This is a genomic window from Parageobacillus thermoglucosidasius (assembly GCF_001295365.1).
Lineage (GTDB): Bacteria > Bacillota > Bacilli > Bacillales > Anoxybacillaceae > Parageobacillus > Parageobacillus thermoglucosidasius.
Map to the genome: position 1 here is coordinate 3449791 of NZ_CP012712.1, position 11371 is coordinate 3461161.

The 11371-nt window shown below is 44.0% G+C and carries 10 protein-coding genes and 1 pseudogene; 3 read left to right on the plus strand and 8 right to left on the minus strand.

The genetic code is table 11. The features are described from left to right. Positions 1-43: 43 nt before the first annotated feature. From lepA to gpr, 4 genes are all read right to left on the minus strand, one after another. A complete protein-coding gene (lepA, locus tag AOT13_RS17030; RefSeq protein ID WP_003249037.1) occupies positions 44-1873 on the minus strand; it encodes a translation elongation factor 4 in 1830 nt (609 codons plus the stop codon). Positions 1874-2087: 214 nt separating this feature from the next. After that, a complete protein-coding gene (locus AOT13_RS17035; RefSeq protein ID WP_013400353.1) occupies positions 2088-2429 on the minus strand; it encodes a YqxA family protein in 342 nt (113 codons plus the stop codon). Positions 2430-2444: 15 nt separating this feature from the next. Continuing rightward, entirely contained in the window at positions 2445-3644 is a 1200-nt protein-coding gene (spoIIP, locus tag AOT13_RS17040; RefSeq protein WP_003249033.1) for a stage II sporulation protein P, read from the minus strand. A gap of 70 nt (positions 3645-3714) precedes the next feature. Then, a complete protein-coding gene (gene gpr / locus AOT13_RS17045; protein ID WP_003249032.1) occupies positions 3715-4833 on the minus strand; it encodes a GPR endopeptidase in 1119 nt (372 codons plus the stop codon). A 215-nt stretch (positions 4834-5048) separates the two neighbouring features. Between gpr and rpsT the strand changes: the two genes are divergently transcribed. Next, positions 5049-5318 (plus strand): 30S ribosomal protein S20, encoded by a 270-nt coding sequence (gene rpsT, locus AOT13_RS17050; protein WP_003249031.1) that lies wholly within the window; start codon positions 5049-5051, stop codon positions 5316-5318. Between the two features lie 36 nt (positions 5319-5354). Here rpsT and holA read toward each other — a convergent pair whose 3' ends face one another. Beyond that, a complete protein-coding gene (holA, locus tag AOT13_RS17055) occupies positions 5355-6377 on the minus strand; it encodes a DNA polymerase III subunit delta (protein ID WP_003249028.1) in 1023 nt (340 codons plus the stop codon). Positions 6378-6661: 284 nt separating this feature from the next. Between holA and AOT13_RS19195 the strand changes: the two genes are divergently transcribed. Next, positions 6662-6796, plus strand: coding sequence for a YqzM family protein (locus AOT13_RS19195; RefSeq protein WP_013400350.1), 135 nt, complete (start codon positions 6662-6664; stop codon positions 6794-6796). Between the two features lie 44 nt (positions 6797-6840). Here AOT13_RS19195 and AOT13_RS17060 read toward each other — a convergent pair whose 3' ends face one another. From AOT13_RS17060 to AOT13_RS17070, 3 genes and pseudogenes are all read right to left on the minus strand, one after another. Next, complete coding sequence (locus tag AOT13_RS17060) at positions 6841-9126, minus strand: DNA internalization-related competence protein ComEC/Rec2 (protein ID WP_042383493.1); 2286 nt, start codon at positions 9124-9126, stop codon at positions 6841-6843. Between the two features lie 30 nt (positions 9127-9156). After that, entirely contained in the window at positions 9157-9612 is a 456-nt protein-coding gene (locus AOT13_RS17065) for a ComE operon protein 2 (protein WP_003249023.1), read from the minus strand. An 86-nt stretch (positions 9613-9698) separates the two neighbouring features. Then, positions 9699-10311: pseudogene (locus tag AOT13_RS17070) on the minus strand (helix-hairpin-helix domain-containing protein). Positions 10312-10410: 99 nt separating this feature from the next. On the opposite strand from AOT13_RS17070, the gene comER reads away from it, so the two are divergent. Next, positions 10411-11232 (plus strand): late competence protein ComER, encoded by an 822-nt coding sequence (gene comER / locus AOT13_RS17075; RefSeq protein WP_003249019.1) that lies wholly within the window; start codon positions 10411-10413, stop codon positions 11230-11232. The last annotated feature ends 139 nt before the right edge of the window (positions 11233-11371 follow it).

Sequence of the window (11371 nt, forward strand, 5' to 3'; positions counted from 1 at the left end):
AATAAACAAGGCTGTGAAAAAAGACAGCCTTGTACAATCCTGATTACTTTTTATTATCATCGATTTTCAAGATCGCCATAAACGCTTCTTGCGGGACTTCCACCGAACCGATTTGCTTCATTCGTTTCTTTCCTTCTTTTTGTTTTTCCAACAGTTTGCGCTTCCGCGACACGTCCCCGCCGTAGCATTTCGCTAAGACGTTTTTCCGCAGCGCTTTTATCGTCGAACGGGCGATAATCTTATTGCCGATCGCCGCTTGGACAGGCACCTCAAACTGTTGCCGCGGAATTAAATCTTTCAATTTTTCAACAATCACTTTGCCGCGTTCATAAGCGGAATCGCGATGAACGATGAAAGAAAGGGCATCAATTTTTTCGCCGTTCAGCAAAATATCCATTTTCACGAGATTCGATGGTTTATAGCCGATCAGTTCATAATCAAACGACGCATACCCTTTTGTGCTTGATTTTAACGTATCAAAGAAGTCATATACAATTTCCGACAACGGAATTTCATAAATCAATGTTACCCGCTTTTCATCTAAATATTGCATATCAACGAAGTTGCCCCGTTTCCCTTGGCACAGTTCCATCACTGGCCCGACATAATCGTTTGGCACCATGATCGTCGCTTTTACATACGGCTCCTCGATATGGTCAATTTTTTGCGGTTCCGGCATGTTGGACGGATTGTCGACTTGGACTTCTGTGCCATCAGTTAAAAATACTTTGTAGACAACGCTTGGCGCTGTTGTGATTAAATCAATGTTAAACTCGCGTTCAATGCGCTCTTGAATGATTTCCATATGCAATAATCCTAAAAAGCCGCACCGGAACCCGAACCCAAGCGCTTGTGAGGTTTCCGGCTCAAAGTGCAAGGCGGCGTCGTTCAATTGCAATTTTTCCAGCGCCTCGCGCAAATCGTTATAACGCGCCGTATCAATCGGATACATGCCGCAAAATACCATCGGGTTTAGCTTCCGGTATCCCGGCAACGGCTCTGTTGCCGGATTTTCTGCATCGGTAATCGTATCACCGACACGCGTGTCGCTCACATTTTTAATGGACGCCGTTAAATAGCCGACATCGCCGACTGTTAATTCGTCGACTTGCTTTGGCTTCGGTGTAAACACGCCGACTTCTACTACTTCAAACTCTTTGCCTGTCGACATCATTTTAATTTTCTGCCCGGGCTTTACCGTTCCGTCGACAACGCGAATATAAGCAACTACGCCGCGATACGAATCATAGTGCGAGTCAAAAATAAGCGCTTTTAGCGGCGCATCTGGATCGCCGGACGGCGCCGGGATTTTTTCGACAATTTTTTCTAAAATTTCTTCAATGCCGATGCCGACTTTCGCAGAAGCGAGAACCGCTTCCGACGCATCAAGCCCGATGACTTCCTCGATTTCTCGGCGAACACGCTCCGGATCGGCGCTTGGCAAATCAATTTTATTAATGACTGGCAAAATTTCTAAATCATTATCAAGCGCTAAATAAACGTTTGCTAGCGTCTGCGCTTCGATTCCTTGTGCTGCGTCGACAACAAGAATCGCCCCTTCACAAGCGGCAAGGCTCCGCGACACCTCGTACGTAAAATCGACGTGTCCAGGCGTATCGATTAAATGAAAAATATATTCTTCGCCATTTTTCGCTTTATACTTTAACTGAACGGCATTGAGCTTAATCGTGATTCCGCGCTCCCGTTCCAATTCCATCGAATCTAGCATTTGTTCTTTCATTTCCCGCTCGGAAAGCGCTCCTGTTTTTTCCAAAATGCGGTCTGCCAGCGTCGACTTTCCATGATCGATATGAGCGATAATGGAAAAGTTGCGAATTCGCTCACGCCGTCTCCGTCTTTCGTCACGATTCATCGTTTTCTCACTCCTACTATTCCCCAAACTACACTAGCTTTGATTATAGCAATACAAGAAGCAAGATTCAATGACATAGTTTTTCAGCAAAAGGAAAGCTGCTCAACGTTTTTACTTTAAGTAACTAACAAAAATAAAAAACATTGGCGAATGGTATCCGCGATTCACCAATGTTTGCGCAAAGTTTTTCTATATTAACTAATGCCATTTAGTTTCATTTTCCTAACCATTTTTCTAAAAGGAAAAGCAATTTCTCCATCAATGATTGGACCGCTTCAGCAAACTGTTTGCCAAGTTCAGAAAACAGATTGAATGTTTTCATCGTTTCGATTTTTTCATGCTTTTCTTGCACATCTTCCACCATTACTTTATTTCCGAACACGGACGCTTCGACTTCGCCGTTTTGATCTTTGGAAATATGAAAAACGGACGGAAACGCCGGATCATCAAATCCTTTCATCTTGCGCAAGCCTTCATTGGCCTGCTGCATGCCAAGCAGCACTCCAAAAAAAAGAATCATTACAGCCAACAAAAATTGAATCGTAAATTTCAGCAACAATCATCCGCTCCTTTACCGTTTTTCTGCCGGCGCGGGTGCCTGTACTTTTTGCGCCTGCCAATAATATTCGCTGAACACATCAGCTACAGCGGATACAGAGCGAAATAGCTCTTCAAACGTATTGTCGACTCCCCCAAACTCAATTAATAGCGCATTTTCTGATAAATCTTGGTTAAACTTCCCGTTCGTTTCTGCTCCTTTTTTCTCAATCACTCCCCGGCTAAGCCCCGGATATTTTTTTTGCAATAAATGGTGCAATTGTGTCGCAAGCTGCAAATTTTTTTCATATCTCGCGTTTTCCCCGCCAATGATAAACGCCACGCGGGCATAATCTGCGCCATGAATCTTAATGGTCGTATATTTTCGTCTTCTTGCATCACGGTGGATGTCGATGAAATATTGCAAATCGCGATTGCGGCTCATCGCTTCGACAACCGTTTTTCTTGACATATCGTACGCTTGGTAATACTTCATCCCTTTTTTCTTCAGTTCCCCTTCAATGTCAATCGTGCTTACTTCCGCGCCAATTCCCCGTTTCTCCATTTCCTCCGCCAGCTTTTCGCCAACTTTCGTGACATTCACCGTCTGATGGAACGCCAAGTCAGGATCAGTCACTCCTTTTAAAGCTGGCAAGTACGATTCCCGTGTATGCGTATGGTAAATATATACGACTTTTCTTCCCCCCGTCGTTTGCGTCGGCGGGGGAACTTGTTTTTCCTCGTGCTTTTTATCCGCTTCTTCCAGACTCTCTAAAGATGCTTGCCGTTCTGCAAGCATTACCTCCAGCGGCGGGGCAGATTCATACGGCATGTTGGTATAATCCGTTCCTTCCCCGGCAACGATAATTTTACTATCATACAGCGTAAATCCCGGAAGCTCGCCGCCAAGCAGGCTGCGCGGGTCGTCCGGGTTAATGCTCGTGGCCATGCGAAACAACAATGCTGAATAATTCGGCTTTTGCCGTTCCTTTGGCAACAGTTGCGAAAAATAATGATTTTCAAAACTAAATAAATGAATAAACGTTTCTTGGGAAAATTGGTCCGTCATATTGCTGACGGAAGAAGACGAAATGCGGTATTCCGGCTTTAACGAAGTAATGGCTCCGATTAGCATAAACATCATCATGCAACCTAATACCGCTAAAATAATCATTTTTTTTAAGCTGGTGCCTTGCACTGCCACCACCATTCGCGAAGAACGCTGTTTTTTCATGTTCCCACCCTTTCCCGGCTTGTCTACTAATTAACGTATGGTCAAGCGGGAAAAGATAGAACTTTTTTCACTAATGCGTGTAAGAACCGATATTATGCTGATCCACCTGCTCGTGCAACGCGGCATTCAGCCCGCTCGCTAATAAATTTGCCATATCTTCGATAAACATATCGACTTCTTTCGGAGTGACCATTAAATTATGGCCGAGCGGGGCGAGCACTTCGTAAATAAGCTTTCGTTTTTCCTCTTCTGCCAGTGTTCCGATCATACCGAGAAAGGTTGAACGTTGTTTTGCTGATGGCATATCTTCTTCCGCAAATTTCTTTTTCTTTCCGAACGCCCATCCCGCTGGAGCAAGCGCACTTGACGGCCGCTTATTTTCGCGCATTTCTCTTCCAAAATGTTTTAACATAAAATCAATCGTATCACTTGTAATCGACACGGCATCAACAACAGTCGGAACACCAATAGAAATAACCGGGATACCTAACGTTTCCCTGCTTAGTTCTTTTCGCTTATTCCCAACCCCTGAACCGGGATGGATTCCCGTATCGGAAATTTGAATCGTCGCATTGACTCGTTCAATCGATCGCGCTGCCAGCGCATCAATCACGATCACAAAATCTGGTTTTATTTTTTCAACAATTCCGTGGATGATATCGCTTGTTTCAATTCCCGTCGTCCCCATTACGCCCGGGGCAACCGCGCTAACCGGGCGGAATCCTTCTTCAACGCTTTCCGGCTGAAGGTGAAATAAATGTCTTGTTACAAGCAAATTTTCCACCGTCAGCGGGCCCAATGCATCCGGCGTCACATTCGAATTGCCTAATCCAACAACAAGACAGCTTGCTTCTTTTCCGATGTTCGCATGGCGCAAAAAGTCACTGAACTCTTTGGCAAATATCTCTTGAACTTTTTTTTGCAGCTCTGTATTATGTTCACGAATTCCTTGGGCTTCAATGGTTAAATAATTTCCCGGTTTTTTGCCAATCGATTTTGCTCCTTTTTCCGTTACTTTTACATATGACAATTGAATCCCGTCGATTTCGCGGTCGTGAATAATCACTCCTTCAATGTTGGAAGAGATTTCCTGTTTTTGCTGAAGGCGCTCCTCTACTGCCATTTCGTGCGCTTCGATCGCCAAATCGGTCCGTATGGAATACGCGCTTAAATCGATGGAGCGGTTCATATCGTTCCTCCCTAAGACAATCATTTTTCTTTTATTGTCGCCATTTTTTTCTTATTTATTCGCTTTGTTAACATTCCGCCGGCAGTAAAGTATTTTTGCTTGAACACTCTTGCATAATTTAACCTCGTTTGATAGAATAACACTTGTTCTTGCATGTTCCTAACAGTGGAAATAATCAAGAAGGACAAAGATGGCAGAATGACGGAGGTGAAACCATGGCAAACATTAAGTCCGCGATTAAACGCGCAAAAACAAGTGAAAAACGCCGCGCTCACAATGCTTCGATGAAATCAGCAATGCGCACGGCGATTAAAAAATTCGAAGCATTTGTTGAATTAAAAGATGTTGAAAAAGCTCAAGAAGCGTTCATCATCGCTACTAAAAAATTAGACAAAGCGGTGACGAAAGGTCTTATTCATAAAAATACAGCAAGCCGCAAAAAATCCCGTTTAGCTAAAAAATTAAACAGCATTATCGCATCATAAAAAAACGACCTGGCAGCAGGTCGTTTTCTTTTTGTTTCATTTCGCTTTATTGCTCCATTTCATTAACAACAGCTCCATAATCAGCTGCCGGTCCATCGCCCCGCTCTTCATTTCATAGTCCGCCTCGGCAATTTGCTGGATGGCCTTCATCAGCTCTTCTTCAGAAAACAGCGCCGCTTGCCCCATCGCAAGTTTGATCCGAAACGGATGCACTTTTAAGATGGAAGCGATTTGCTGCTGCCCGTATCCTTTTGCCGCCAGCCATTTCACTTGGTATAAAAGGCGGAATTGATTAGCCAGCAGCGCTAAAATTTTCAGCGGTTCTTCATTATTTTCCAGCAAATCATAAAATACTTGCAGCGCCTCAGCGATTTGCCGTTTCGTCACTTTCTCCACCAACACAAACACGTTTTGCTCTAGCGTGCGCGATACGAGGTTTTCGACCGTTTCTTGCCGGATCATTCCGCCCGGTCCGACGAACAACGCGAGCTTGTCCAGTTCATTGGCAAGTGTCATTAAATTCGTCCCTGCCGTCTGCAGCAAAGCATCAACTGCATTTTCTTCCATCATTGCGCCGTTTTGCCGCACTCTTTCCATCATCCATTCGCGCAGCTCTTTTTCGGCAAGCGGATTCGCAATAAAAACTTCCGCATGCTCCTTCATTAATTTCGTTATTTTCTTTCGTTCATCAAGCTTTTCATACGCCCCAACGAAAACGACAATCGAAAAAGGCGAAGGCGACGTTATGTACGATTCCAACTTTTTTAAGTCATGCGTGATTTCTTTTTCTTTCTCCGCTGTAAAAAAGTAAGGGTTTTTCACGATAATCACCCGTTTCTCCCCTAAAAACGGAAACGTTTCAGCGTCCTCTAGCGCTGCTTGCACCGGAGTCTCTTCACAATCGTATACCGATACGTTAAATTCTCTCTCTTCTTCCGTTAACACGGTGCGAATAAGAAGTTCATACGTTTCCGTTAATAAAAACGATTCCGTTCCATATAATAAATAAAGGGGAGAAAGGCGACGGCTTTTTATTTTTCCCCACAAGTTAACCACCATATTCTCGTCTCCGTTTCTTCTGCAATTTTTCTCTGTTGAAAAGATACAACGTTTTTCTCTTTTTTACAAGGGAATCGGTTAGCGGGAAAACCGATTCCCCTTTATATAAACGTTGACAAATAAGCGTCAGGAACTTATTTGTCAACGGGTTATTTTTATCTTTTCCCGGGCGCCAGAAAGTATTTGTGTTAACTGTTGTCAGTGAAGGAAATGAACAAAGGGGATATAGATTTTTTTTTCTTTTTCGTCTATACTAAAAATGACTGCATGAGGAGGGGGAAACGATGAACGTATTTGAAAAAGATGTACAAAGCAAGCGGAATGACGCAGTTGACTCTGCCGTCGGCTTTATCGTCTCGTTCGGATTTTTCGCAACGATGTTTATTATCGCAACATTGATTAAATACTTCGGTTCATGAAGAGATTGCTTACATAAGCAGTCTCTTTTCCTTTTTTATATATGCTATGGCAGCATGGCAAAAAAGGTTCCTTGTTTTTTCGTATAAATAAAACGGATCGCACCATGCCGGTCTGTCCGCAAAATAATGACATTCCTTTCCGTTAACCGTTCGATAACGTTCGGTGAAGGATGGCCATAGCGGTTATGCTTTCCAACGGAAATAAGCGCAATTTTCGGCTCCATTTGTTTAAGAAATAGCTCTGTCGTGGAAGTGTCGCTGCCATGATGGGCCACTTTCAGCACATCCACTTTTAATTGCGGAAAAGCGTTGATTAACTCCATTTCTCCTTCTTCCTCCAAATCTCCCGTCAATAGCCAGAATAACCCGCCGAGCTTTGCATACAATACAACCGAATGATTATTATCATCGCGATATGCCGAAAACGGATGAAGGACATAAAAGGAAACTTCCCCTTCTGTCCATTTATCCCCTCTTGCTAGTTGCGCCACTTCTATATTTTTTTGTTTGGCAAGTTGAACAAGCTTTTCTTGAAGCAAACTTTCCGTCTTCACCTTGCCGATGACTAATTGCTTAACAGAAAGGTGATGAATAATTTCTGCCGCCGCTCCAATATGATCGATATCGCCATGTGTGGCAATAAGTTTATCGATATGTCGCACCCCTTTCGACTTTAAAAATGGAACGACGACATCTTTTCCGACATCCCATTCCCGCTTTCTTTCTTGCCAAGGCTCCCCCTGCCGCGGAAGCGTTCCTCCCGTATCAATCAGATATACTCCTTTCCGGTAAGGCAATTCAATATATAGGCAATCCCCTTGCCCGACATCCAGCAAAACGACCTCGCCATAACGATCCATATACGGACTAAACGCATGGAACGCAATCACCAATGCGACCCATCCTAAACTCAAGTAGCGTTTTCGCTCCATTTGCACAAACGCAAGCAAAATCGCAACGGCATAACAGACAAGGAAAAAGAAAGAAGGCCTGCCAAGGATAAGGGACAGCGAACGGCTGGATGAGAAAAGCGCAACAATGTCGCTGGAAATAACGATTATTTTTTGCAGCAGCCACATAAAAGGAATAGAAAAAAACGGGTGCGCATAATACGCTAATAGAGAGGCAATAGAAAGCGGCAAAATAACGAAAGAATAAAGCGGCACAAAAATGACATTAAGGGGAAGGCTCCATAATGACACTTCAAAAAAATAGTATAAAAGAAACGGAAGAGCGCTCAATTGGGCGATAAAAGTCGTAAAAAAAAGGCGGAAAGCGACAGAATGATATGACATGATCATTGGCGAGGATAAAATGAGGGCAAATGATACAATAAATGACAGCTGGAATCCGACATCCCATAACAGATACGGATCAAATAAAAGCATCACGATCAGCGCCACGCTTAATGCGTCAAGCGGTGATAACATCATTTTCCGGTAATTCGCACCCAAGAAAAGCATCGCTGTCAAAGACGCGCGAATAACGGAAGGAGAAGCGCCTGTCAGCACAATATAAATGGGAAGAACAATCAGTAAAATGAGCGTCGCCGTTTCCTTTGTTATAAAACGTATCAAAATGGAAAACGCCGCTCCGATTAATAAAGTTACGTGTGATCCGGAAATCGCTAATAAGTGGATGAGTCCAAGTTTTTGGTATCCTTCCAACAGCGATTCATCGAATTCCGCTCTCTCGCCATATAAAAGCGCTTGGACAATTCCAACCGTTTCTGATGGAAAATTTGTTTCAATGACACGAATCCCTTTTTCGCGGAGCAAAAGCAGCCGTTCATACACCGTTGGGGATATTTGGCGGCAATGTTGCGGGGAAATCGATTGAGGCTGAAGAATCCAATGAATGTGGTGAAATCGCAAATAACGGCGATAATCGAAAGCGTTAGGATTTCGCGGCAGCGCCGGACGCTCAAGCGTTCCTTTCACCGTACATATCGTTCCAGGAGCCAAAAGCGAAGAAAGCTGTTGTTTTTCCTGCGCAGATTTCATATAGTAAACAAGCTGCAATTTTTCTTTTTGCCTCACTTCTACTATTGCTTTTAGTTGCTCTCCGTCCATCGCAACTGGAGCGATAAAACGGATGGAAAATAACGTCATGCGGCTAGATAGCTGTGTTTCATTATGGCGGTCTATATAAATGATGTACAGATAAAAAACGCAGATTGTCACCATTGAAAAAAGAAAGAGGCGCCGTTTTCGCGCAAAGAGAAAAATGGTGTAAAGCGCGATAACCAGCAAAGAAACGCTTGATTCCGCGCAGCCAGCCGCTATCCCAACAATGGCGGCAATCGCCGCATAAACAATATTTCCACGCATTATTACGCCCCTTTCTCATAAGAATGCCGTTTAGCGTTGAAGAAGTGACAAAATTTCTTTATTAAACGGCACATGTTCAACGCGAACGTTCGCTTGTTGAAAAAGTTCCAGCGCATATGGATCGTTTTTATAATCTTGCGCATAGTACACAGCGCGAATCCCGCTTTGAATAATCGCTTTGCAGCAATGCAGACACGGAAAGTGGGTCACGTACATCTCCGCTCCTTCCGTCGGCACGCCGAATTTCGCGCATTGAATAATCGCATTCATCTCGGCGTGGATCGTGCGGACGCAATGGCCGTCAATGATATAACATCCTTCATCAATGCAATGGGCCCCACCGGCAATCGAGCCGTTGTATCCTCCGGCAATAATCCGTTTGTCGCGGACGATGGTGGCGCCAACCGCTAACCGCGTGCAGGTGCTGCGCAATGCCAGCAAATGACTTTGCGCCATAAAATATTGATCCCATGTGATTCGTTCCATGTTTCCTCCCCCGCTTGTCCCATGCAAACTTATTGATGTGCACATACTTTTAGTGTAATGGCGCAGCCGGCAAAGCGTCAACGATATTACGGCACAACAATTTGCTCTTTTATTTTTTCCAGCGTTTTTTCGCCAATGCCTGTAACATTCAGCAAATCTTCTGCCTTTTTAAATGGCCCGTGTTCTTCGCGGTAAGCGATAATCGCTGCCGCTTTCGCTGGTCCAATCCCTGAAAGCCGCAGTATTTCTTCTTCTGATGCCGTATTAATATGAACTTTGTTAGATTCGCTTGAAGAAATAGCCGGAGAATCTATGGAAGAAATGTTCGTTTCCCCGCGCCGGGACATAAATCATCATCTCATCATGTACTTTTGCCGCCAAATTGACCTTTGTTTGATCCGCCTCTTTTGTGAACCCGCCCGCTATCGCCACCACATCATTGACACGCGCTGTATCTTTTATTTCATATACTCCCGGCCGGACGACCGCTCCCTTTATATCGACAACAATCATTTTCGGTCGCGCTTCCTCTTTCTGTTTTTCCTCTGCTTCCTGCAACATTCGTTCTGTCGTTAGCATGGGAGCTTGCTCTTTTTCGCTTATCCCGTTGTTTCGAAACAAAATGACAGCCACAGCGATGAACAGCGCCAAAATGAGGATGTGCCACCGCTTATCATACTTTTTGATCACTTCCCACATCTTCATCATCCTTTCAAATTAGTCATAAAACAAATAAAACATTCATACATATCGTTGAAGAAACTATCGGTACTTTTGTCAGAGAGGGGGGAGAAAACCATGAAAATCGGCATGATCGGGACGGGGAATATGGGAAGGATTTTAATTGAAGCGTTTCTTGAATCTGGAGCTGTCAAAGAAGAACAGCTGATTATCACCAACCGCACGTTGGAAAAAGCGTTAGACATCCAGCGTCACTATCCTAACGTCTACGTTGCTTCTGGCGCAGAGGAAGTGGTGCAGAAAGCAATCATTGTGTTTTTATGTGTCAAACCGTTAGATATTCACCCCCTTTTGCAGCAATTGTCTTCTTTTTGGACAAAGGAACATTGTCTTGTCTCGATAACAAGCCCTATTAGTGTGCAGCAGCTGGAAGCAGCCGTTCCTTGCCACGTAGCGCGCGTTATCCCAAGCATTACCAACCGGGCGCTTTCCGGAAGCACGCTAATCACATTTGGGCAGCGCTGTTCCCGCCATTATCAAACCTATATAGAACAACTGTTCCGCCACATTTCTGTTCCTTCCTTTATTGATCATGAAATTACGCGAATCGCCTCAGACATCGCAAGCTGCGGCCCCGCTTTTTTCAGCTATTTGCTTCAGCGGTTTATCGAGGCTGCCGTGAAAAAAACGGCGATTACGAAAGAACAAGCAACGGTATTGACCAATGACATGATTATAGGATTGGGGGAATTATTGAAAAGCAATCTTTACACACTTCCAGCGCTGCAAGAAAAAGTTTGTGTGAAAGGCGGTATTACCGGGGAAGGAATTGCCGTGCTTGAAAAGGAAATGGAAGGGGTATTTGAACGAGTATTTGCCAAGACACACGAGAAATTCAAAGATGACATCGAAAAAGTAAAAAAGCAGTTTAATAATTAATTTCGCGGAAAAAAACAAAAATCCTGCTAAATCGAACAAAAAAGCCATCTTCAAGTTAAGAGGTGTTGATAAAAACAAGAACAGCTTTTCTGCCAAAGCCATCACGCCCGCTTTAACAGGCTTTGGCAGAAAAGCATCT

Bases quoted from the DNA above. Each gene is read 5' to 3' on its own strand.
- gpr (WP_003249032.1), bottom strand. From the start codon at position 4,833: ATGAACCGCTCCATCGATTTAAGCGCGTATTCCATACGGACCGATTTG.
- AOT13_RS19195 (WP_013400350.1), top strand. From the start codon at position 6,662: ATGAACGTATTTGAAAAAGATGTACAAAGCAAGCGGAATGACGCAGTT.
- comER (WP_003249019.1), top strand. From the start codon at position 10,411: ATGAAAATCGGCATGATCGGGACGGGGAATATGGGAAGGATTTTAATT.
- spoIIP (WP_003249033.1), bottom strand. From the start codon at position 3,644: ATGAAAAAACAGCGTTCTTCGCGAATGGTGGTGGCAGTGCAAGGCACC.
- lepA (WP_003249037.1), bottom strand. From the start codon at position 1,873: ATGAATCGTGACGAAAGACGGAGACGGCGTGAGCGAATTCGCAACTTT.
- AOT13_RS17060 (WP_042383493.1), bottom strand. From the start codon at position 9,126: ATGCGTGGAAATATTGTTTATGCGGCGATTGCCGCCATTGTTGGGATA.
- rpsT (WP_003249031.1), top strand. From the start codon at position 5,049: ATGGCAAACATTAAGTCCGCGATTAAACGCGCAAAAACAAGTGAAAAA.
- holA (WP_003249028.1), bottom strand. From the start codon at position 6,377: ATGGTGGTTAACTTGTGGGGAAAAATAAAAAGCCGTCGCCTTTCTCCC.
- AOT13_RS17065 (WP_003249023.1), bottom strand. From the start codon at position 9,612: ATGGAACGAATCACATGGGATCAATATTTTATGGCGCAAAGTCATTTG.